Source organism: Micromonospora sp. NPDC047753, from assembly GCF_040642735.1.
GTDB lineage: Bacteria > Actinomycetota > Actinomycetes > Mycobacteriales > Micromonosporaceae > Micromonospora.
This window is the reverse complement of record NZ_JBEYSL010000051.1, coordinates 1-21,971: the sequence shown is the minus strand read 5'-3', so window position 1 is coordinate 21,971 and position 21,971 is coordinate 1. Positions and strand designations below refer to the sequence as shown.

Sequence of the window (21,971 nt, the reverse complement as noted above, 5' to 3'; positions counted from 1 at the left end):
TGGGCTGGGGCCGCCGCCGCAGCCGGCCAGAACGACGATCGTGGCCAGGACCACCGTGAGCTTTCCGGCGGCAGACGCCCGGCACGTACGCATGCGTTGCAGCGTACGGCCTTTGGCCAGGTGTGGCATCGGGCCGGACGGCCGGGGTCCCCGGTCGACAAGCCACGTCGACCGGGGACCCGGGCCGTTCCTGGATCAGGCGTTGACCGTCTCCGGGCGGTGGTCGGTGCTGCCCGCGCCGGCGTTGCCGTCGGCGTCCGAGTCGGACATCGCGATGCCCTTGCGCTTGCTGAACACCACCGACGCCACGATGATCAGCGTCGCGACCAGTGCGATGCCGACCCGCAGGCCGACGTTGCGGTCGTCGCCGACGCTCCAGGCCACCACGGCGGGCGCGATCAGCAGCGAGACCAGGTTCATCACCTTGATCAGCGGGTTGATCGCCGGGCCGGCGGTGTCCTTGAACGGGTCGCCGACGGTGTCGCCGATGACCGTGGCGGAGTGCGCCTCGGAGCCCTTGCCCCCGTACGCGCCGTCCTCGACCAGCTTCTTGGCGTTGTCCCAGGCCCCACCGGAGTTGGACAGGAACACCGCCATCAGGGTGCCGGCACCGATCGCACCGGCCAGGTACGCGGCGAGCGCGCCGGGCCCGAGGCCGAAGCCGACAGCGATCGGCGCCAGGATGGCGAGCAGGCCGGGGGTCATCAGCTCGCGCTGCGCGTCCCGGGTGCAGATGTCGACGACCTTGCCGTACTCCGGGCGCTGGGTGCCGTCCATGATGCCGGGCAGCTCACGGAACTGCCGGCGGACCTCCATCACCACGGCACCGGCCGAGCGGGACACCGCGTTGATGGCCAGCCCGGAGAAGAGGAAGACCACCGCCGCGCCGATGATCAGGCCGACCAGGTTGCGCGGGTTCGCCACGTTCAGCGAGTTGAGGATCTCCGTACCGACGTCGCCCACGCCAGCGTCCTCGTACGCGCTGCGGAGCGAGTCGGTGTAGGAGCCGAACAGCGCGGTCGCCGCGAGGACCGCCGTGGCGATCGCGATGCCCTTGGTGATCGCCTTGGTGGTGTTGCCGACGGCGTCCAGCTCGGTGAGCGTGCGAGCGCCGTGCTCGTCGAGGTCACCGGACATCTCGGCGATGCCCTGGGCGTTGTCGGAGATCGGCCCGAAGGTGTCCATCGCGACGATCACGCCGACAGTGGTGAGCAGGCCGGTGCCGGCCAGCGCCACCGCGAACAGCGACAGCGTGATGGAGCTGCCGCCGAGGAGGAACGCCCCGAAGACGCCGGCGCCGATCAGGAGCGCCGAGTAGACCGCCGACTCCAGACCGATGCTGATGCCGGCCAGGATGACGGTTGCGGCACCGGTCTGCGAGCTCTTGCCGATGTCCTGCACCGGTCGCCGGTTGGTCTCGGTGAAGTAGCCGGTCAGCGCCTGGATCGCGGCTGCCAGCACGATGCCGATCACGACCGCGCCGATGGCGACCAGCCGGGGGTTGCCAGGCGCGTCGGTGAGCCCGCTGTCGAACTCGCCGAACGTCGCCGGGAGGTACGCGAAGGCGGCGACAGCCACCAGCACCGCGGAGAGCACAGCCGACAGGTAGAAGGCCCGGTTGATCGCGGTCAGGGCGTTGCGGTCGGTCGCACGCAGCCGGGTGATGAAGACGCCGACGATGGCGATCAGCACGCCGATGGTGGAGATGATCAGCGGGAAGACCAGGCCCTCCTCGCCGAACGCGGCGCGGCCGAGGATCAGCGCGGCGACCAGCGTGACCGCGTACGACTCGAACAGGTCGGCAGCCATGCCGGCGCAGTCACCGACGTTGTCGCCCACGTTGTCGGCGATGGTTGCGGCGTTGCGCGGGTCGTCCTCGGGGATGCCCTGCTCGACCTTGCCGACCAGGTCGGCGCCGACGTCGGCGGCCTTGGTGAAGATGCCGCCGCCGACCCGCATGAACATCGCGAGCAGCGCGGCGCCGAAGCCGAAGCCCTCCAGCACGGTGGGCGCGTCACCCCGGTAGATCAGGACGACCAGCGCGGCACCGAAGAGGCCGAGGCCGACGGTGAAGAAGCCGACGACACCACCGGTCCGGAACGCGATCTTCATGGCCGCCTCGCGGCCGCCTGCCCGCTCCCTCGCGGCGGCGGCCACCCGCAGGTTGGCTCTGGTGGCCAGCCACATGCCGGCGCCGCCGATGAACGCGCTGAACAGGGCGCCCACCACGAAGAAGAGTGACCGGCCGAGCTTCACCGCGAGCTCACTGCCGTCGGTGTCGTGCACCGGAAGCAGGAAGAGCAGCACGACGGCGATGACCACGAAGATCGCCAGGGTGCGGAACTGTCGGAGCAGGTAGGCCGAGGCGCCCTCCTGGACGGCCCCCGAGATCTCCTGCATTTTCTCGGTGCCCTTGCCAGCGGCCAGCACCGTTTTCGTCAGGGCGGCAGCGAAACCAAGTGCCACCAGCGCGACAACCGCGGCGATGACGACGTAGGTGACATTGCTTCCGGTAAGGGAAAGCCCGCCGCCGTCGGCGGCCAAGGTCTCGGACATCTGTGTCCTCCTGTTACCGAACAATCGCGCCGGTGAGTGGAGACGCACTGACCGACGCCTGGATGCGGACTCGCAAGCGCGCGCCAACCCACCAGCGGACCAGCGATGAACACCCATACCCGCTGGCTGCGGGATAGGTCACTTGCTGACAACCCGGGTACTGTAGCCCTCCACAGTGTTGGAGGTCACACCCAGGTGGCACCGTGTCGCGATGATCTTCGTCGCTGTGTTATGAAACGAAATCTGATATAGGGCCCGATCCATGCAGAGAAGGCCGCATCCCCAGCAGGGGACGCGGCCTACGCAGCGGAAGTGGTCAGCGGCCGACCGGCCACACCATCCGCACCTCGGTGCCGATGCCCTCGTCGACCGGGCGCACCTGGAGGTCCTCGACGAAACCGGCGAGCAGCGCGAAGCCGACGCCGGTGGTGAGCGCCTCATCGGTCAGCGACTCGTTGGCCAGCTCGTCGGGCGGCAGCGCGGTCAGACCGATACCCGCCTCGATCGGCGCCCGGTCCACCACCCGCACGGCGTACGAGCCACCGTCGGACATCTCGACCAGCACCGGGTCGGCCAGGCCGTACTGCCGGTGCAGGGCCACCGCGCGGGTGCACGCCTCACCGATGGCCAGGCGCACCTCGTCCAGCAGGTCCTCCCGCACCCCGGCCCGCCGGGCGACGGCGACGCCGACCAGGCGGGCGGTGCGCACGTGCACCGGAGCGGGCGAGAAGGAGAGCTTGACTGTCGCCATCACGCGTCGGCGCCCGCCGAGTCGGCGCTGACCGCCGCGTCGACCGTCGGGTGCAGCGGAAACACCTGGTCCAGCGCGGTGATCCGGAAGATCTTGAGCAGCGGCTCCTTGTCGCAGACCAGCGCGAACGAACCGCTGGCCGAGCGGAGCCGCTTGAGCGCGCCGACCAGCACGCCCAGCCCGGTCGAGTCGAGGAAGTCCACCCGACCGAGGTCCACCACCACGTGACGGGCGCCACCGTCGATCAGTTCGAGGAGTCGCTCACGGAGCCGGGGCGCGGTGTAGACGTCCACCTCACCACCGACCTCGAGCACCGTGTGCTCGCCCACGGTGCGGGTCGCCAGTGACAGCTCCATCGGTCCTCCTCGCCAGAGCCGTAAACTCTCGTGGGCATCTAACCACTACCGCCGGGGCGGCCTGCGGACGCCAGCGGAGGCTTCCCCTTACCCCGGTGTCCGACTTTTCATCTCCGAACACCAGTGCGAGAGTGCAGGGCGTGACCTCCAACGACTTCAGCTCCGCGCGCGGCACGCCGCGCCACGACCTGGAGTCGTCGTCCGCGGCCACCGTATCCGCTGGTCCCGGGACCGGGCCAGCGCCCGCCGACCTGCTGCGCCGGCTACGCGCCCGAGGCGCCGCCGACCCGGTCACCCACGTCGAGCGGGTGCCGGCCCGCGCCGGGGTGCCCGCGCCGTGGCCGCCGTGGGCATCGGCGGAGCTGCGCGCGGCGTTCACCCGACGCGGCGTGGTCGCGCCGTGGCAGCACCAGGCCGAGGCTGCCAACCTGGCGTACGAGGGCCAGCACGTCGTCGTCGCCACCGGTACCGCGTCCGGCAAGTCACTGGCGTACCAACTGCCCGCCCTGGCCACCCTGCTCGCCGACCCCCGGGCCACGGTGCTCTACCTGGCACCGACCAAGGCCCTCGCCGCGGACCAGTTGCGCGCCGTCTCCGCGCTGGAGCTGGAAGGGGTACGCCCCGCCTGCTACGACGGGGACACTCCGCGCACCGAGCGGGAGTGGATCCGGCGGCACTCCCGGTTCGTGCTGACCAACCCGGACATGCTGCACCACGGCATCCTGCCCGGGCACGCCCAGTGGTCCGGCTTCCTGCGCCGACTCGCGTACGTGGTGATCGACGAGTGCCACACGTACCGGGGCGTGTTCGGCTCGCACGTCGCGCACGTGCTGCGTCGGCTGCGCCGGCAGTGCGCCCGGTTCGGGGCCACCCCGGTGTTCGTGCTCGCCTCGGCGACGTCCGGTGACCCGGCCACCGCGGCCGGGCGTCTCACCGGGCTGCCGGTGACGGCGGTCACCGAGGACGCCTCCCCCCGCGGCGGGGTCACCTTCGCGCTCTGGGAACCGCCGCTGCTGCCACCCGACTCGTCGGCCTCCACCCCGGTGCCGCCGCAGGCGACGGGCGAACACGACGAGCTCCACCAGGTCCGCCGGTCGGCGCTGCGCGAGACCGCGGACCTGCTCGCCGACACGGTCGCCGAGGGGGTACGCACCCTCGCCTTCGTCCGCTCCCGCAAGGGCGCGGAGGTGGTGGCCACCAACGCGCGTCGAGCGCTGGACGACGCGGTTCCGGGGCTCGGCGACCGGGTGGCCGCCTACCGGGGTGGCTACCTGCGGGAGGAGCGGCGCGAGCTGGAACGGGCGCTGCTGCACGGCGACCTGCTCGGCCTGGCCTCCACCAACGCGCTGGAGCTGGGCGTGGACCTGGTCGGGCTCGACGCGGTGCTGATCTGCGGCTACCCGGGCACCCGGGCGTCGCTGTGGCAGCAGGCGGGCCGCGCCGGCCGTTCCGGGCAGGAGGCCCTCGCGGTGCTGGTGGCCCGGGACGATCCCCTGGACACCTACCTGGTGCACCACCCGGAGGCGATCTTCGGCGCGCCGGTGGAGGCGACGGTGCTCGACCCGGCCAACCCGTACGTGCTGGCACCGCAGCTGGCCTGCGCCGCGGTGGAGGCACCGCTCACACCTGCCGACCTGGCGCTCTTCGGCGAGGGGGCGAAGGAGGCGGTCGACGAGCTGGTCGCGGCGGGGGCGCTGCGGCAGCGGCCCACCGGTTGGTACTGGCGGCACCGCGAGCGGCCAGAGGTGGACCTGCGCGGCGAGGGCGGTGCCCCGGTCGCGGTGGTGGAGTCGTCGACCGGCCGGCTGCTCGGCACTGTCGACGGCGGCTCGTCGCACTTCCTGCTGCATTCCGGCGCGGTCTATCTGCACCAGGGTGTCTCGTACGTGGTCGACCAGCTTGACCTGGCCGACGGTTGCGCGCTGGTACGCGCCGAGGAACCGGACTGGTCCACCCACGCCCGCGACGTCACCGACCTGTCGGTGGTGTCGGTGCGCTCCTACGTGGACGCCGGCCCGGTGGGCATGTTCCTCGGTGAGGTGGATGTGACCAGTCAGGTGGTGTCGTACCAACGGCGGCGGATCGCCACCGGCGAGGTGATCGACACGCGGCCGCTGGACCTGCCCACCCGGGAGCTTCGCACGGTGGCGGTCTGGTTCACCCTGTCACCGCAGTCGTTGGCCCTCGCCGGGGTCCAGCCGGCCGACGTGCCGGGTGCGTTGCACGCCGCCGAACACGCCGCGATCGGCCTGCTGCCGCTGATGGCCACCTGCGACCGGTGGGACATCGGCGGGCTCTCCACCGCCCTGCACCCCGACACCGAGGCGCCGACCGTCTTCGTCTATGACGGGCATCCGGGTGGAGCCGGGTTCGCCGAGCGGGCGTACGGGACGGCGGCGGCGTGGCTGCGGGCCACCCGGGACGCGATCGCGGAGTGCGGCTGTGAGGCCGGCTGCCCGTCCTGCGTGCAGTCACCGAAATGCGGCAACGGCAACAATCCCCTCTCCAAGCCGGACGCGATCCGGGTGCTCGACGTGGTGTTGGCGAACCTGCCGGACTGAGCGGCTTGCATGAATCGGCTTGGCACGGGGCACAATGGCATGGGAGCGCTTCCATCGATGCCCATGTTGCCGACCGCCCCCGTGCCCGAGGAGAAGCCGTGGCCGACACCATCGCCGAAACCGTCGACCTGCTCTACACCATCGACCAGGACAATCTCACCCTCGACCAGCAGATCGCGCTGGGGTCGGCACTGGCCGCCCTGGCCCAGGCGGAACGGCTGGAACAGATCAACGAGCGGCTGCGCGGCATCCACCAGGTGCTGAACACCTGGGCGCTGCGGGCCGCGAACTCCGTCGACAGTCGCTGAGGTCTTTCGGAGTGGTCCTGCCAGGGCACCAGTGACCACTTCGTGCTGGGTAGTCGTCCGGGGACCTCGACGGCTACCCAGCAGCTTCTGATCATGGGCGGCAGGGACGCGACGATTGTCGGGCTGTGCGAGACTCCGGCGCACCAACCCCCGGAGGAGTACACATGCAGCTCGACAACTTGCAGGGCCAGCACCAGTTCCACATCCGCCAGCGACTGCGCATGATGGTCAACCAGTATGAGGTCCGGGCGGTCGCCCCCGATGGCACCGAGGGTGAGCTGCTGGCGTTCGCGCAGCAGAAGCGGCTCGCCTTCAAGGAGCAGGTGACCATCTACACGGATGACTCCAAGCAGCAGCCTCTGCTCGGCTTCAAGGCCCGCCAGCGCATCGACCTCGGTGCCACGTACGACGTCACCGACGCGGCCGGCAACGCGATCGGGCTGTTCCGCAAGGACTTCGCCCAGTCGCTGCTGCGCTCCACCTGGCACGTCGAGCAGGCCGGTCTGCCGCAGGTGACGGGCCAGGAGCGGAGCATGCCGGTGGCACTGCTGCGTCGCTTCGTCGACTCGCTGTCCTGGCTGCCGTACCACTTCGACTTCACCGCAGGCGGTCAGCCGGTCTTCACGGTGGTCAAGAAGTGGGGCCTGCGCGACAAGTACGTCGTCGAGGTGCAGAACCCGCAGATCGACCGTCGCCTGGTCATCGCGATGGCCGTGGCCCTCGACGCGCTCCAGGCCCGCTGACACACCCGGCCCGGGCCACGGCGGCGCGGCGACCCTCCACCGTCGCCGTAGCGGCCACCCAATCCTCGGCTGCCGGCCGGGACCTCAACCAGTCCCGGCCGGCGGGCCGCAGGCGTGTCCTGACTCCCGGGCGATAGACCGTTGCACCGCGCCGCCGGGCGGCAGGCCGTTGAACGCACTGCCGGGCGGCAGACCGTTGAACGCACCGCCGGGCGGCAGGCCGTTGGTGACCCGGCCCCCTGCCCCCGGGAAGTGGTCCGCTCCCCCTTTGGAGCTGATGTCGTAAACGCATCACGCCTGGCGTCGTAAACGATTCAGCTCCGTAGCGTCCACCAATCCCACGAGTGCCCCAGCTCGCTTCAGCCGCGCAACGGCCCCTACCTGCGCTTGACACCACGGCACCGGTCAGGCGGGCAACCACACGGCTCAACCACGTACCGGGCCGGCGCGGGCGCTCGCCGTAGCCACCCGGGTCAGGCCGGGTAGCGGCGTGAACGCCACCTCGACCGTCACCAGCACGTCCATCCCGTCGAGGCGACAGCCGACCAGCCGGCCGTCGTTGCGACCGGCGAGGTCGGATGCGGACGCGCACGCTGCGGCGTCGCCGTCGAGCGCCCGCGCCGCCCCGGCCAGCGCGCCGAGGTCGGCAGCTACCGCCGCCCGCTGGCTCGCCATTCCGGCGGCGACGATGGCGGCACCGAACGTCCCGAACACCACGAAGACGAGCCCCATCGCCAACAGCAGGACTGTAGCGCCACCTCGCTGCCGGTCCGGCCGGCCATCAATGTGCTCCCCGGAAGCCGGTCGGTGACCGGCGCGGGGTGACTGATCCCTTCGCACTACCAACTCCCCTGGTGCGCGCCCGGTTCGACGGCGGCGACTGCGGTGGCGACCACGGTGATCCGCGGTAGCCGGCCGCCCAACGTCCGGACGGGTGCCCGTACCGTCGCCCGCACCCGGTCGCCGTCGACGGACACTGAAACCGCCGCGCCCGGCGGCACCGCGCTGTCACCCTCCGCGCCGCCGTCCGCGCCCCGGGCGGCGGCGAGCGCAGCCTCCCGGGCCGCGTGCAGGCAGCCCGCCTGTGCGCTGACGGCGTTGACAGCGGTCAGGCCGGCCAGCAGGAGCAGGAGCAGCGCCGGCAGGCCGGCCGCCAGTTCGGCGGTGAAGGACCCCCGGTCCCCGCCAACGGTCCGCGGAAGGACGCGAAGTCTCCGCCCGCCGCGTGCCGCCAGCCCGGGAACGCTCGAACCCGGATCGCGGCCGGCCTGCCGGCGCTCGATCACTTCAGTGCCCGGTCGATGACGGCGGTCAGTGCCGACTGGACGTTGCCGGAGGTCAGCACCTTCAACAGGATCCCGGCGAAGGCGACCGCAGCGAGGGTGCCCACGGCGTACTCGGCCGTGTTCATTCCGGCATCGCCGCGCAGGCGGGCGATGAGTTTGCGCATGACTGTTTCCCTTCTCGATGGGTCAGAGCACGTCGCCGAGAACGGCGACGATCACCGGCACGAGTCCGGCGAGAATGAAGGCCGGCAGGAAGCAGAGCCCCAGCGGCAGGACGATGAGCACACCCGCCCGGCGGGCTGATGCCTCTGCAGCGGTGGCCCGGTCGGCGCGCAGGTCGTCGGCGAGCCGGGTCAGTGCGCCGGCCAGGGCGGCACCACTGTTTGCCGACCGCAACGCCGCTGCGGTCAGGCGCTCCGCGCCGGGCACTCCGTCCAGCGCGGACCATGCCTCTGCTGGGCCACCACCGAGCAGCAGCGTGCGGCCGACCCGGGCCAGCCGGCCGGCTAGCGGCCCGTCCAGTGCCTCGGCGACGGCCAGTACCGAGCGATCCACCGGGGCGCCCGCCCGCATCGCCGCGGCCAGCAGGTCGGCGGCGAGCGGTAGGTCGGCGGCCTCCTGCTGCCGCCGCCGACGCACCGCGGGCGACTCGATCCGCCGCAACAGGACGTCGAGCAGGAACGCGGCCGGGATAGCGCCGAGCAGCCCGAGCCAGCCCTCGACGACGATGGCCACGGCGAGCCCAGCCAACACCGCCACGAGCCGGATCACGTCCGGTCGCCGCCTGGCTGGGCCTTGGGCGGTCATCCAGCCCGCCCCGGTGCCGCGCCCAGCCGTTCCGCCCAGAGGAGGCCCACTACCTGAAGGGCGACCGCGACAACCGCGCTGGCACCGCCGACCGTGCTGTGCAGGAGCACCGCCATGGGGTCGACGCCGATGCCGTACCCCAGCCCGATCCCGCCAACCGGCAGGGCCGCCAGTAGCCAGGCAGTGGCCCGGGCACCGGCCGCCTGGGCCGCCGCTGCGGCCAGACCCCGGTCGGTCGCCCGTGCGTCCGCCTCGATCCGCTCCACAAGCTCCGCCAGCGGCGCGCCGGTCCGGTCGGCCAAGCGCACCGCCGCCGAGGTCAGCTGACGTAGGCGGCTCCCCCCGTCACTCCCGACGGCCGTGACGTCGAGCACGTGTGGGACGGGCAGGCCGGCCCGCAGGTCCGCCGCGAGGCCGCAGAGCTGGTCCAGCCCACGTCGTCTGTCCCGCTCGGCGCTGCGGTTCACTCGCCAACGCAGCGCGGCGCGCACGGCCAGCGTGCCGTACCCGGCCATCGCGACCGCAGCCACCGGACCGCCGACCACGGCACCCACCCCGCCGCCAAGCAGACCGACCACCGGCAGCACGCGGGTCGTCGATCGCGAGATGCGCACCGACGGAGGCGTACCCGGCCTTCTCCCGGTCGCGCCGACGCGCCCGTGGGCGCGGCAATCGACGATCGCGCACCCGTCGGACGCCGCCCCGTCGGACGCACCGCCTCGACAGCCGGCGTCCAGGTCGCCGTGCCCGTCTGCGGTTGCCGGGCCGGAGACGTCGTTCCGACCGGCCGTGTCCGCACTGCTGACACCGATCGTGATCGTGGCCGCCGACGCGCCCGGCTGCCGTTCGGCATCGAGCATCGTGGGGACCACCCCCGGGCGGGCGGTGCCGGTCGGGCGTCGGAGATCCCGCCGGGCCGGTGGGCGCGTCGGCCCCTCCGGACGTGTGAACCCGTCTGCCGCTCCCGGCCACCTCGGGCTGCGGGTGACGTCCCGGTCGGGCCAGCCGAGTGCCGTCCGTCTTTCGTTGGCACCCACGGTGGCACCCGACTCGCCCGCGATGCCGACTGGATGACCCTTGGTCGGGGCAGCTCCGGTGCCGTCGACCGGCCCGTCCGGCGTGCGACCGAGTTCCCTGATCCACTCCACCAGGGCGTCATCCGGATCAACACGGCCGGCCATCCGCTCCGGTGCCAGCACGCGACGGCGACGGGACCGGATGCTCCGCACGGGCCACGCCACCAGGGCAGCGGCGACAAGGAGCAGCGCCGCAGCCAGCATCGTCTCGGCGGTCATGCCGGACCCGCCGATCCGGGCCATGGTTCGCTGAGGATGGGTGGCACCGCCACCCCACGCTCCCGCAGCAGCGCCCCGAGGGCGCGGGCGGCGAGCCCGAGCCCGCTGCCGCGCACCCAGGCGGGCACCACCGTCACCATGCGTTCGGGTCCCTCGGGCAGCAGCAGGCAGACCGATTCCAGGACGCGACCCCGGTCGCTGCGTCGTACCTGGAACAGCACCTGCAACGCGGCGGCCACCTGGGCGTGCAGCGCGGCGCGAGGCAGCCCACCCAACATGCCGAGGGCCTCCAACCGGGCCGGCACGTCCGCCGGTGTGTTGGCGTGCAGGGTGCCCGCGCCCCCGTCATGGCCGGTGTTGAGCGCCGCCAGCAGGTCGACCACCTCACCGCCCCGGCACTCCCCGACCACCAGCCGGTCCGGGCGCATCCGCAACGCCTGCCGGACCAGGTCCGCCAGGCTGACCACGCCCGTCCCCTCCACATTGGCGGTACGTGCCTGAAGCCCCACCACGTGCGGATGCCCCGGACGCAGCTCGGCGGCGTCCTCCACCAGCACGATCCGTTCGGTGGCCGGCACCATCCCCAGCAGGGTGTTGAGCAGGGTCGTCTTGCCCGACCCCGTGCCACCGGTCACCAGGTACGCCAGCCGGGCCGCCACAACTGCGGCGAGCAGTGGTGCCAGCGGGCGCGGCACGGTCCCCTGGCCCACCAGCTCGTCGAGGGTGAACGGCCGGTGCCGGAAGGTCCGCAGCGAGAGGTAGGGACCTTCGGTCGCCACCGGCGGCAGCACGGCGTGCAGTCGGGTGCCGTCGGGGAGCCGCGCATCCGCGTACGGGGAGCCGTCGTCGAGCCGCCGCCCCGCGCTGGCGATCAGCCGCTGCGCCAATCGACGGACGTCCTCGACCGAGCCCACCGGGACGGCGACCTGGTGCAGCCCAGACCCGCGGTCGACCCAGACCCGGACGCCGTTGACGAGGACGTCGGTGACCTCAGGGTCGGCGAGCAGCGGCGCCAACGGCCCGGCGCCGACGAGGTCGTCGCGCACCCGGTCGGCGATCCGCAGCATGGCGGTGTCGCCGAGCACTGCGGCGGCGGGTTCGGCCCGTACCGCGGAGACGATGGCCGCCGCGGTGACCGGGGTGGTGGCGGCGGCGATCCGCTGCCGTACCCGGGCCGCGAGCGTGCCGTCCTCCGGCCCGGCGGTCACGCCGCACCCGCAGCCGGCGCGCCGGTGAGGTCGGTGACGATCCGTTGGCAGAGCACGGCGAGTGGGCCCTTGCCCCCGGCGGCCGGCGCCTCGCCCCGTTCCAGCCGACGGCAGAGCTCCGGCTCGGGGCGCAACGTGCCGGCCAAGGGGAGGCCCAGCGCCCGTGCCACCTCGGACGCCCGCAACCGCCCAGGTGCGGGCCCGCGCACCACCACCGAGAGCGCAGCGCAGTGCGGGGCGGCCGCGGCCACCACCCGAGTGGCCGCCGCGGTGGCACGCAACTCGGCCGGCACGACGACAAACGCCTGGTCGGCGGCTTGCAGCGCCACCACAGCCGCATCGTCCAACTGTCGGGGCAGGTCGATCACCACGAAGTCCCGTCCACGCCGGGCCGCGTCGACTGTCGCCGCCATCGCCGTCACCGGCAGCGGCAGCATCTCGCCGCGGTCCCAGGAGAGCACCACGAGGTCACCCCGGCTGGGCAGGGCCTGCACCAGCGCCGGGGCGTCCACCCGTCCGTCGGCGCTGGTGAGCGACGGCCAGCGCAGGCCTTCCAACTGCTCCCAGCCCAGCACGAGGTCGAGGCCACCACCGAGCGGGTCGGCGTCGACCAGGAGGGTGCGCAACCGGGCCCGGGCGGCGGTCACCGCCAGACCACCGGCGAACACACTCGCGCCCGCACCGCCCCGACCACCGAGGACCGCGACCACACGGGCGCCGACGCCGGCCGGACGATCCGGATGATGTTCGGCGAACCGATCCACCAACCACGGCTCTGCGGCCGGCAGCGTGGCGACGTGCTCGGCCCCGATCAGCTCGGCGATCTGCCAGCCAGGGTCGAGCTGACCAGCCCGGCCGAGCAGCACCAGCCGAGGGCGCTGCGGCAACCGGGCGCGCAGGCAGGCCTGCGCCTGGTCGGCGCCGAGCAGCACCAGGGGCGCGGGAAGCCACCGGGTGCGGGCAGCCGCTGGGTCGCGGGCGAGTTCCACCTCCGTGCCGCCGACGGCGGCGAGCCGGAGCACATCGTCGAGCAGGTCGTCGTCGCCGGTGACGACCAGCGGGAGCCGGCGGATCGGCGGAACCGTGGTACGGGGTGGCATCGCGGCCTCCAGCGGTCGGGCTCTGGTATGCCGCCGACCCTGCTCGGAATCCACCCCACGAGCCGTCCCGATGTCGTCGCCTGTGGACAACCTGGTGGCCTGTGGAAAACCGCCGTCGAGGCAGTTGATCTGCTACGGGCGCGGGCATCGCCGCAGCTACGGGCGCTACGGGAAGACAGCGGGGCCGCTCCCGTAAGGAGCGGCCCCGCAAGTCGCGGTCAGCCGACCCGGTCGGTCCAGCCGGCATCGAGGACCACCTGGTACGAGCTGATCCGCACTGGCGACAGCGTCAACCGCTCATCGGCGAGCAGTTCGCCCGTCGTCGGATCGAAGACCAGAAGAGATTGCGCGTCGTGTTCGCGGTCGTCGAAGGTGACGGCGACCCCGTTCCGACCGGCACGGTCCGTGACCTGCCCCCGCCAGCGGAAGCCGGGCACGTCGGCGAGGACCCGCAGGACCGCCGCTCGGGTCGCACGCGGTACGACGTACCGGCCGTAGAGTGCGCTGACCTCCTTGCTCGCCGCCCCTGCGCCGTATTCGACCTTCAGCAGCTCCCGTAGCTCGGCCGGGACAGCCGACGGCGGCCTGAGTTCCTGCGGCGGCAGCGGGATCATGGCCGGAGCAGGGGTGCCCTCGACCGCCGGACGCGAATCGAAGGCGCGCTGCCAGTAGTCCCGGGACTCCTGGTCGGGGTACTGCGGCTCCAGCTGGGTGTTGATCTGACTGCCGGTCCCGTCTGCGGCCTGCCAGACTTTGGAGGCCCCGGCGAAGGCGACGTGGTGGCGACCGTCGGCGGAGGTCATCATCGGATCGCCCCACACCTTCGTGTGGTGATACATGTAGCGGCCTCGCTGGTGGTCGTACGCCGCATCTTTGATCTTGTCGGCCAGCAAGCGCAGCTGCGGGCCGGCGGCCGGCGGATCCGCGTCGAACTGGTACGCGACCGGCACGAGCACCAACCCCGCTGCGTTTCCAGGCCCGCCCGGGGCCTCCGGTGCGCGCCCGCCGAGCGGCTGGAGCACCGCCACGGCACCGGCCGCGACCGCCAGCGTCCCGGCCGTCAGGACCAGCCGGCGGGTCGGGCGTACGCGACGACGCCCGGCGACCGTCTCGGTAGCGCTGGCACGGTCGATGAGCTCGCGCGCCGAGACCGGCGGTGGCCCGACGGCGGCGTTGCGGGCCGGGTCGGCCGGGCCTAGGAGAGTACGGGTCTGCTCTGCTCCGAACATCACAGATCCTCTCGAAGGGTCGCCAACACCGGGCGACGCCCGGTCTGCGCGGGCCGGGCTGACATCGCTTCGGCAAGGCGACGGCGGGCGCGATGCAGGCGCACTGCGGCGGTTGCCCCGGTGCAACCGAGAACCTTGGCCGCCTCGGACACCGTCAGCTCCTCCCAGCCGACCAGCCGGAGGATTTCCTGGTCGAGGTCGTTGAGGTTGGCCAGCGCGGTCCAGATGTCGGCGACCCCGACGCTCGTGTCGGCACCCGACGATCCGGCCAGTCGCTCGAGGTCGACATCGGTGATCGGGAGGAGGTCCGGTGCGCCGCGTCGCGACCGCCACTGGTTCGCCAGAAGGCGTCGGGCCACCCCGTACAGCCAGGGCAGGCTGCGCTCCGGCACCTCGGCGCGACGACGCCAGGCGACGACGAAGACCTCCTGGGCAAGCTCCGCCGAGGCATCCCGGTCAGCGAGCCGACGCAGGCCGTATCGAACTATGTGCTCGTACTCGGCGGCGTAGAGACTGGTGAACCAGCCCTCGTCCCGCTTCTTCGGTGGACCCACCCGAACCCCCATTGCCTCGGCGACTCTCACAATGGCTTGTGTCGCTGAGGGCCCCGGGATTACCGCGCGGCCTGGGGCGGGTGCCTTCCACCGGGGTACGAACGCTGCGGTCAGTCGTCGATCGACTGGTAGACGGTGGTCCAGAAGTCGTGCCACATCGGCAGCCGCTGGTCGCCAGCGTGTGCCCGCTGCATGAACACGATCGCCGTCAGGTCCTCGGCGGGGTCGTTGTACCAGGCCGTGCCGTAGAAGCCAGGCCATCCGTAGCTGCCGACCGAGGGCCCGAGGTGCGTTCTGCGGGTCCGGACCGACATTCCGAAACCCCAGCCGATGGCGTCGAAGTAGCCGGGCCAGAACCCGGAGACGGCCTTCTGGGTCGCCGTCAGGTGGTCGCTCGTCATCAGCGTCACCGCAGGCCGCGACAGCATCCGCCCGCCGCCGTGGACACCGCCGGCAAGCAGCGCCGAGGCGAAGGCGAGGTAGTCCCTAGCGGTCGAGACGAGCCCGCCGCCACCGGACTCGAACAGGCGCGGTCGACTGAACCGCCCGTCGGGACCGTCCTCGACAACCGGCTCGCCGGTGGCGGCGTTGTCCTGCTCGTACGCCGTAGCGAACCGGTGGATGCTCTCGCTACCCACGTCGAAGGCGGTGTCGATCATCCCCAGTGGCTTGCAGACCCGCTCACGGATCGCATCCCCGAAGGACATGCCGGTGGCCCTGGCGATCAGCACGCCGGTCACGTTGGCGGCGGTGTCGTACATCCAGCGCTCACCCGGCTGGTGGACGAGCGGAAGGTCACCGAGCTGGCGGATCCACTCGTCCGGCGACTGATATTCGAGTGCGTCCAACGCGTCGGCGATCGGCACCGTGCCCGGTTCGGCAGGGACCATGCCGGTGCCAAGGGTGCCGTCCAGGACGTCCCGCAGCGTTATCGGGCGTTCCGCCGGGACGGTGTCGTCCAGCGGACCGTGGGGATCGACGAGCACTGTCATGTCCGCCAACTCCGGGAGAAGATCGTCGACCGGGTCGTCGAGGCGGACGGTGCAGTCCTCGACGAGGGTCATCGCACACGCGGCGACGATCGGCTTCGACATCGAGCCCAGGCGACAGATCGTGTCGGCCGCCATCGGCGTCTGCGACCCGGGACCCTCGAACGCGAGCTGACCCGTCGCTTCGATGTGCACCTCACCGTGCCGGGCGAGGACGACCACCATGCCCGGGACGAAGCCGGACTCGACGTGGTGCTCAAGGAACCCCCGCAGCCGGGCCAGCCGTTTCGACGAGAAGCCACCAGCAGCCACGCGTTCCTCCTCAGCTCGTCCCGCTGGGAAATTACACGCCAGGCAGCGGTCGCACGGCCCGCGACGTGAGGGTGAAAGGCCCGACCGAGCAGCAGACCCCCGCTTCCAGGGCGCGAGCGAGCCTCATGGTGCCGAGTGGCGCGCTCCCACGAAAAGGGACGACCCCCGTCGGGGGGAGACGGGGGTCGTCGGAGGTTCGGCTCCGGGGGGGTCGAGCCGAACCACTCAGCGGTCACGGGGGGTGCAACCGCTGAGGGTCTGCCTGTTTCGGGGATGTGAAAGCTCGTCGTACGGACAAGTCTGCCTGAGCGGGCCCGTCACGTCGAGTGGTGCTGCCTCCACTCACTGCGAAAATCTCCTCGCAGAGTGTGAGCGTGATCACGCGGAGCGGAGAGCCCGCAGGTCTGAGGGGTGGCATGACCCCGGGCACCCGCCGACCATAGACCATCCGGCTAGACTTTCGCGCCGTGGGCCGAAGTGCCGCTTTCTTCGATCTGGACAAGACCGTCATCGCCAAGTCGAGCGCCCTGGCGTTCGGTCGGCCGTTCTACCGGGATGGGCTGATCACCCGGCGGGACGTGGTCAAGTCGGCGTACGCGCAGCTGATGTTCCGGCTGGGCGGCACCGACGAGCAGACCATGGCCCGAACACGGGACTACCTGGCTGCGCTCTGCAAGGGCTGGCAGGTGGAGCAGGTCCGCCAGATCGTCGCGGAGACGCTGCACGAGCTGATCAACCCCTACGTGTACGCCGAGGCAGCCGCCCTGATCGTGGAGCACCAGGCGGCTGGGCGGGACGTGGTGCTGGTGTCGGCGTCCGGCGAGGAGATGGTCCGGCCGATCGGTGAGCTGCTTGGCGTGACCGACGTGATCGCGACCCGGATGACGGTGGAGGACGGCCGGTACAGCGGCGAGGTCGAGTTCTACGCGGCGGGCCCGAGCAAGGTCGAGGCGGTCACCGAGTTGGCCGCCGCCCGGGACTACGACCTGGCTGATTCGTACGCCTATTCCGACTCGTACAGCGATCGCCCGTTGTTGGAGTGCGTGGGCCACCCGAGTGTGGTCAACCCGGACCGGCAGCTGCGCAAGCTGGCTTCGGAGAACGCGTGGCCGGTGCTGGAGTTCCGGCACCCGATCCCGCTGGGTCGGCGGCTGCGGGAACGGCCCGCCGTTCCGGTGGCCGCGGCGGCTCTGGGGGTCGGGGTGGGTGTGGCCATCGGCATCGCCTGGTACGGCCGTCACCGCCGAACCCGAGCCGCCACCACCGCCTGACACCACCCGTCCAACTGCTCAGGCGGCGGCGAGGATCTCGTCTCCGATGGCGGTGAGCTGGTCGGCGGCGACCTCGACGGCGGCCAGGTAGTGCCGTAGCCAGGAGCGCAGCCCGTCCGGGGTCCCGGTGGCGAAGGCACCGGCCGCGCCGACGTACTCGGGCTCCCGCTCGCGGTGCCCGACGTCGACGGCGAGCAGGCCACGCGGGTCGAGGCCACTGGCGAGCAGCACCAGCCGGGCCGCCCCCCGGGCCACCACGCCGGACGGCCCGGCGAACGGACGCAGGTTCAACAACTCGCCGTGTACGACAGCGGCGAGCACCAACGGGGAGACCTTCGTACCGCCGGCGACGAGGCCGGCCAGCCCGTCCAGTCGGGTGGCGACCACCGGGTCGGCGACCGGGCGGCCCAGCTCGGCCTCCGGCACCAGGTCCCGGGCGGCGAGCACGTGCAGTTTCGCGAGCGCCTGGCGGGGCGCCTTGGGCCACAGCTCGCTCAGGCCCGGCAGCGCTCCGGCGACCCGCAGCGCCCCCTGGAGCACCGGGTCGGTGACGGTGCCGGCCCGGACCGCCTCACGCTCGTGCCCGGCACCCTCGAGGGCCGCGCTGGCGACAGCGGAGCGCAGGCTGACCTCGGCGGCGACCTGTCCGCCGTGCCGGCGCAGCGCCCGATGCCCGAGCGCCTGGTCGAACCGCGCGCGGGCCTGCTCGACGGCGGCGGCGATGTCGGCGAGCGCGAGCAACGGGGCGAGCGGGTCGGTGGTCACCCCGCCACGCTAACGACCCGGCCCGGCGCGGCGGGCCGCACCCGCCCGCAACGCGACAGGGACCACCCGCGCCCGGCACCGCGCCTCACCCGTACCGGCGCGGTCGCACCCGCCCGTAACGCGACCCGGACCACCCGCGCCCGGCGGCGCCTCACCCGTACCGGCGCGGTCGCACCCGCCCGCGACACGAGCCTGGACCACCCACCCGGCGCGCCAGGCCCGGCGCGGCCGCACGGCCGGACCACAGCGGCAGTTCCTGCACGGGTTTCTTGAAGTCGGGGTGTCCGCCTGGCCTGGACACCCCGACTTCCATGAAACCGTGTTGATCAGGGCACCCAGCGCGGCGGGGACAGGTGGGACGGGCCGCCGGGCGCGCCCCGGGGGCCGCTCGGCGCGAGGCGGTGGGCAGCCGTGGCCGGGCGCAGGCCCCGCGACTACCCTCGTGCCATCGAGACCCAGGTCACCCCGAGGATGAGGAGTCACGGCATGAGCGAGGCATTGGCCAATCTGCTGAACGAGACGCGCCAGTTCCCCCCGCCGGCCGAACTCGCCGCGCACGCCAACGTCACCATCGACGCGTACGCCGAGGCTGAGGCCGACCGGCTGGCCTTCTGGGCGAAGCAGGCCGATCGGCTGGCCTGGTCGAAGAAGTGGGATGAGGTGCTCGACTGGTCGAACCCGCCGTTCGCGAAGTGGTTCGTGGGTGGGCAGCTCAACGTCGCGTACAACTGCCTGGACCGGCACGTCGAGGCGGGCCGGGGCGACAAGGTCGCGATCCACTGGGAGGGCGAGCCGGGCGACACCCGCACCATCACGTACGCGGACCTGCACGAGCTGACCTGCCGGGCGGCGAACGCGCTCACCGACCTGGGGGTGACAGCCGGCGACCGGGTGGCGATCTACCTGCCGATGATCCCGGAGGCGGCGGTGGCGATGTTGGCGTGCGCCCGGATCGGCGCCGCGCACAGTGTGGTCTTCGGTGGCTTCTCCGCTGACTCGCTGAGCAACCGGATCCAGGACGCCAGCGCCAAGGTGGTGATCACCGCGGACGGTGGTTACCGGCGGGGCAAGCCGTCGGCGTTGAAGCCCACTGTGGACGAGGCGGTGGCGAACTCCCCGTCGGTGGAGCACGTGCTCGTGGTCCGCCGCACCGGCGAGGACGTGGCGTGGTCGGAGAAGGACCACTGGTGGCACGAGACGGTGGAGACCGCGTCGGCCGAGCACACCGCGCAGCCGTTCGACGCAGAGCACCCGCTGTTCATCCTCTACACCAGTGGCACCACGGCCCGCCCGAAGGGCATTCTGCACACCACCGGCGGCTACCTCACCCAGGCGTCGTACACCACGCACGCGGTGTTCGACCTGAAGCCGGAGACGGACGTCTACTGGTGCACGGCCGACATCGGCTGGGTCACCGGGCACTCCTACATCGTGTACGGCCCGCTCTCCAACGGCGCCACCCAGGTGATGTACGAGGGGACCCCGGACACGCCGCACAAGGGCCGGTTCTGGGAGATCGTCGACAAGTACGGGGTGAGCATCCTCTACACCGCTCCCACCCTGATCCGGACGATGATGAAGTGGGGCGACGACCTCCCGGCGGGCTTCGACCTGTCGTCGCTGCGTCTGTTGGGCAGCGTCGGCGAGCCGATCAACCCGGAGGCCTGGATGTGGTACCGGGAGCACATCGGCCGGGGCGAACTGCCGGTGGTGGACACCTGGTGGCAGACCGAGACGGGCGCCATCATGATCTCGCCGTTGCCGGGGGTGACCGCGGCCAAGCCGGGCTCGGCGATGACGCCGCTGCCGGGCATCGTGGCCGACGTGGTGGACGACCAGGGCCAGTCGGTGCCGAACGGTGGTGGCGGTTACCTGGTGCTGCGCGAGCCGTGGCCGTCGATGCTGCGCACCATCTGGGGTGACGACGACCGGTTCATCGACACGTACTGGTCGCGTTTCCAGGGCATGTACTTCGCCGGCGACGGTGCGAAGAAGGACGACGACGGGCACATCTGGCTGCTCGGCCGGGTGGACGACGTGATGTTGGTGTCCGGGCACAACATCTCGACGACCGAGGTGGAGTCGGCGTTGGTGTCGCACCCGTCGGTGGCCGAGGCGGCGGTCGTCGGCGCGACCGACCCGACCACCGGTCAGGCGATCGTCGCGTTCGCCATCCCGCGGGGCAGCACGGACATCGCCGGCGAGGCGGGTGAGCAGCTCATCGCCGACCTGCGCAACCACGTGTCGAAGACGCTCGGCCCGATCGCCAAGCCGCGGCAGATCATGCTGGTGCCGGAGCTGCCGAAGACCCGCTCCGGCAAGATCATGCGACGGTTGCTGCGGGACGTGGCGGAGAACCGCTCGCTGGGCGACGTGACGACGTTGCAGGACTCCTCGGTGATGGACCTGATCTCCTCGGGGATGAGCGGCACGAAGTCCGACGAGGACTGACGGTAGGCGTACTCAATGGAGGGTGGCGGTCCGTTCGGGCCGCCACCCTCTGTCATGTCTTACGGATGCGGTCCGCGCTGTCCTGCCGGTGTCACATCGGTCGGTCGGGGGAGTCGGGGAAAGCTGAACGGGCACAGGCATCGGCCACCACTGTCCTTTCGGCCGGTTGTGCTTTAGGTTCACGCAGGTTGGAAGAGTTCGACACACATCGCTTCGATGGTCGGCCACCCCAACGTCCTCCTCCCCATGCCCGAGAAACGGAGCGGCATGAACCACAAACCGCAGTCCAGGGCGCGGCGACGACTACTCGTCGCGCTGCCCGTCATCGCCCTCGCGGCCACGTCACTGACCGTGAGTGGCAGTGCGGCAGCCCAGCCGTCGTCCGGCACCCCCCAGGCGGTGATCGGCGCGGACGAGCACTACATCAACTACGCCGAGCCCGAGGTGCAGCCGGACACCACCGGCCGTGAGGTGAAGGGCAAGGGTGGCATCTACACCCCTGCCGCGGAATCCGCGCGCGCCTTCGACCGCAAGCACGCCCGGGGCAACCCGGTGACCGCACGGCAGCTGGCCAAGGACGAGGCCAAGTCGCTGAAGACGGGTCAGAACCCCCGCAAGTTCAAGAAGGCCCCGACCACCCAGACGGCGAAGCTGCTGACGCTGCTGGTGGAGTTCAACGACAAGGCCAACGACGACTTCACGGACGTCATGGTCCCCAAGACGGTGTTCGAGGACCGCACCTGCGTCCCCGGCACGGTCCAGAACGGCCCGAAGCACAACAAGATCGCGGACCCGGCGCGCCTGCCCCACGAGGACAACAACTCGATGTGGGTGCCGGACTTCTCGCCGCAGCACTACAACAAGATGCTCTACAGCAAGAAGGGCATCACCGAGCGGGTCCGCACGGACCTGAAGGGCCCGGACGGCAAGAAGGGCATCGACCTGTCCGGTCGCACGATGCACAACATGTACCTGGAAATGTCCAAGAACGCGTACACGGTGGACGGGCAGGCCAGCCCGTGGATCACCGTGCCGCACTCGGAGGGCTGGTACGCGGCCAACCGCTGCTTCCAGGACGAGACCGGCGCGTGGGTTCCCGGCCGTGAGCAGTCGATGAACGGCCACCCGGACAACCCGGCCGGCGCGGGCCGCCTGGCGACCGACGCGATCGACGCGCTCGTCGCGAAGGACCCGAACTTCCCGTGGGCCGACTACGACATCGAGGACCAGGCCGACCGCGACGGTGACGGCAACGTCTTCGAGCCGGACGGCGTGATCGACCACCTCGTGCTGGTGCACGCCGGCCAGGGCAAGTCCCGTGGCGGCGGCGACCAGGGCGTGTACGCGGTGTGGGCGCACTCCTCCACGGTCGCCGGTGGCTACACCATCCCGGGCACCAACCTGAAGGCGTCGAACTACATCGTGCAGC

20 protein-coding genes are annotated in these 21,971 nt (G+C 71.7%); 6 read left to right on the top strand and 14 right to left on the bottom strand.

The annotated features are described in order from the left end of the window. Positions 1-195 precede the first annotated feature (195 nt). The 3 genes from ABZ749_RS07110 to ABZ749_RS07100 form a co-directional block, all read right to left on the bottom strand. The gene (locus tag ABZ749_RS07110) at positions 196-2,556 is read right to left on the bottom strand and encodes a sodium-translocating pyrophosphatase (RefSeq protein ID WP_357223760.1); all 2,361 of its coding nucleotides are present in this window, start codon (positions 2,554-2,556) and stop codon (positions 196-198) included. Between the two features lie 316 nt (positions 2,557-2,872). After that, the gene (locus ABZ749_RS07105; RefSeq protein WP_030334228.1) at positions 2,873-3,310 is read right to left on the bottom strand and encodes an ATP-binding protein; all 438 of its coding nucleotides are present in this window, start codon (positions 3,308-3,310) and stop codon (positions 2,873-2,875) included. After that, entirely contained in the window at positions 3,307-3,663 is a 357-nt protein-coding gene (locus tag ABZ749_RS07100; RefSeq protein ID WP_355004901.1) for an STAS domain-containing protein, read from the bottom strand. Before ABZ749_RS07100 ends, ABZ749_RS07105 begins: the two co-directional genes overlap by 4 nt. Positions 3,664-3,803: 140 nt before the next feature. Between ABZ749_RS07100 and ABZ749_RS07095 the strand changes: the two genes are divergently transcribed. From ABZ749_RS07095 to ABZ749_RS07085, 3 genes are all read left to right on the top strand, one after another. Further along, a complete protein-coding gene (locus ABZ749_RS07095; RefSeq protein ID WP_357223757.1) occupies positions 3,804-6,224 on the top strand; it encodes a DEAD/DEAH box helicase in 2,421 nt (806 codons plus the stop codon). A gap of 98 nt (positions 6,225-6,322) precedes the next feature. Continuing rightward, positions 6,323-6,532, top strand: a complete 210-nt coding sequence (locus tag ABZ749_RS07090; protein WP_357223754.1) for a hypothetical protein — start codon at positions 6,323-6,325, stop codon at positions 6,530-6,532. Between the two features lie 164 nt (positions 6,533-6,696). After that, positions 6,697-7,275: a hypothetical protein gene (locus tag ABZ749_RS07085; protein WP_357223751.1), complete on the top strand. Its 579-nt coding sequence runs from the start codon at positions 6,697-6,699 to the stop codon at positions 7,273-7,275. A gap of 426 nt (positions 7,276-7,701) precedes the next feature. Here ABZ749_RS07085 and ABZ749_RS07080 read toward each other — a convergent pair whose 3' ends face one another. The 10 genes from ABZ749_RS07080 to ABZ749_RS07035 form a co-directional block, all read right to left on the bottom strand. Next, on the bottom strand, positions 7,702-8,061 hold the full coding sequence (locus ABZ749_RS07080) for an Rv3654c family TadE-like protein (RefSeq protein ID WP_357223765.1): 360 nt from the start codon (positions 8,059-8,061) through the stop codon (positions 7,702-7,704). Between the two features lie 53 nt (positions 8,062-8,114). Next, on the bottom strand, positions 8,115-8,510 hold the full coding sequence (locus ABZ749_RS07075) for a TadE family type IV pilus minor pilin (RefSeq protein WP_357223762.1): 396 nt from the start codon (positions 8,508-8,510) through the stop codon (positions 8,115-8,117). A 47-nt stretch (positions 8,511-8,557) separates the two neighbouring features. Then, the gene (locus ABZ749_RS07070; protein ID WP_081883916.1) at positions 8,558-8,725 is read right to left on the bottom strand and encodes a DUF4244 domain-containing protein; all 168 of its coding nucleotides are present in this window, start codon (positions 8,723-8,725) and stop codon (positions 8,558-8,560) included. Positions 8,726-8,747: 22 nt separating this feature from the next. Then, positions 8,748-9,368, bottom strand: coding sequence for a type II secretion system F family protein (locus ABZ749_RS07065; RefSeq protein ID WP_357223748.1), 621 nt, complete (start codon positions 9,366-9,368; stop codon positions 8,748-8,750). Further along, positions 9,365-10,663, bottom strand: coding sequence for a hypothetical protein (locus ABZ749_RS07060; RefSeq protein WP_357223745.1), 1,299 nt, complete (start codon positions 10,661-10,663; stop codon positions 9,365-9,367). Before ABZ749_RS07060 ends, ABZ749_RS07065 begins: the two co-directional genes overlap by 4 nt. Next, positions 10,660-11,871, bottom strand: coding sequence for a TadA family conjugal transfer-associated ATPase (locus ABZ749_RS07055; protein WP_357223742.1), 1,212 nt, complete (start codon positions 11,869-11,871; stop codon positions 10,660-10,662). Before ABZ749_RS07055 ends, ABZ749_RS07060 begins: the two co-directional genes overlap by 4 nt. Continuing rightward, positions 11,868-12,971, bottom strand: a complete 1,104-nt coding sequence (ssd, locus tag ABZ749_RS07050; RefSeq protein WP_357223739.1) for a septum site-determining protein Ssd — start codon at positions 12,969-12,971, stop codon at positions 11,868-11,870. Before ssd ends, ABZ749_RS07055 begins: the two co-directional genes overlap by 4 nt. A 218-nt stretch (positions 12,972-13,189) precedes the next feature. Beyond that, positions 13,190-14,200: a CU044_5270 family protein gene (locus tag ABZ749_RS07045; RefSeq protein ID WP_357223736.1), complete on the bottom strand. Its 1,011-nt coding sequence runs from the start codon at positions 14,198-14,200 to the stop codon at positions 13,190-13,192. Then, positions 14,200-14,754 (bottom strand): sigma-70 family RNA polymerase sigma factor, encoded by a 555-nt coding sequence (locus ABZ749_RS07040; RefSeq protein ID WP_357223733.1) that lies wholly within the window; start codon positions 14,752-14,754, stop codon positions 14,200-14,202. Before ABZ749_RS07040 ends, ABZ749_RS07045 begins: the two co-directional genes overlap by 1 nt. 110 nt (positions 14,755-14,864) lie before the next feature. Beyond that, positions 14,865-16,055: a serine hydrolase domain-containing protein gene (locus ABZ749_RS07035; protein WP_357223730.1), complete on the bottom strand. Its 1,191-nt coding sequence runs from the start codon at positions 16,053-16,055 to the stop codon at positions 14,865-14,867. Positions 16,056-16,522: 467 nt separating this feature from the next. On the opposite strand from ABZ749_RS07035, the gene ABZ749_RS07030 reads away from it, so the two are divergent. After that, positions 16,523-17,326: an HAD-IB family hydrolase gene (locus ABZ749_RS07030; RefSeq protein WP_355004872.1), complete on the top strand. Its 804-nt coding sequence runs from the start codon at positions 16,523-16,525 to the stop codon at positions 17,324-17,326. Between the two features lie 18 nt (positions 17,327-17,344). Here ABZ749_RS07030 and ABZ749_RS07025 read toward each other — a convergent pair whose 3' ends face one another. Further along, positions 17,345-18,091: an oxidoreductase gene (locus ABZ749_RS07025; protein WP_357223728.1), complete on the bottom strand. Its 747-nt coding sequence runs from the start codon at positions 18,089-18,091 to the stop codon at positions 17,345-17,347. A 486-nt stretch (positions 18,092-18,577) separates the two neighbouring features. Between ABZ749_RS07025 and acs the strand changes: the two genes are divergently transcribed. Continuing rightward, entirely contained in the window at positions 18,578-20,542 is a 1,965-nt protein-coding gene (gene acs, locus ABZ749_RS07020) for an acetate--CoA ligase (RefSeq protein WP_357223726.1), read from the top strand. Positions 20,543-20,809: 267 nt separating this feature from the next. After that, a partial coding sequence (locus ABZ749_RS07015) for an immune inhibitor A domain-containing protein (protein ID WP_357223723.1) occupies positions 20,810-21,971 on the top strand: 1,162 nt, incomplete at its 3' end.

Bases quoted from the DNA above. Each gene is read 5' to 3' on its own strand.
- ABZ749_RS07045 (WP_357223736.1), bottom strand. From the start codon at position 14,200: ATGTTCGGAGCAGAGCAGACCCGTACTCTCCTAGGCCCGGCCGACCCG.
- ABZ749_RS07100 (WP_355004901.1), bottom strand. From the start codon at position 3,663: ATGGAGCTGTCACTGGCGACCCGCACCGTGGGCGAGCACACGGTGCTC.
- ABZ749_RS07110 (WP_357223760.1), bottom strand. From the start codon at position 2,556: ATGTCCGAGACCTTGGCCGCCGACGGCGGCGGGCTTTCCCTTACCGGA.
- acs (WP_357223726.1), top strand. From the start codon at position 18,578: ATGAGCGAGGCATTGGCCAATCTGCTGAACGAGACGCGCCAGTTCCCC.
- ssd (WP_357223739.1), bottom strand. From the start codon at position 12,971: ATGCCACCCCGTACCACGGTTCCGCCGATCCGCCGGCTCCCGCTGGTC.
- ABZ749_RS07065 (WP_357223748.1), bottom strand. From the start codon at position 9,368: ATGACCGCCCAAGGCCCAGCCAGGCGGCGACCGGACGTGATCCGGCTC.
- ABZ749_RS07070 (WP_081883916.1), bottom strand. From the start codon at position 8,725: ATGCGCAAACTCATCGCCCGCCTGCGCGGCGATGCCGGAATGAACACG.
- ABZ749_RS07060 (WP_357223745.1), bottom strand. From the start codon at position 10,663: ATGACCGCCGAGACGATGCTGGCTGCGGCGCTGCTCCTTGTCGCCGCT.
- ABZ749_RS07085 (WP_357223751.1), top strand. From the start codon at position 6,697: ATGCAGCTCGACAACTTGCAGGGCCAGCACCAGTTCCACATCCGCCAG.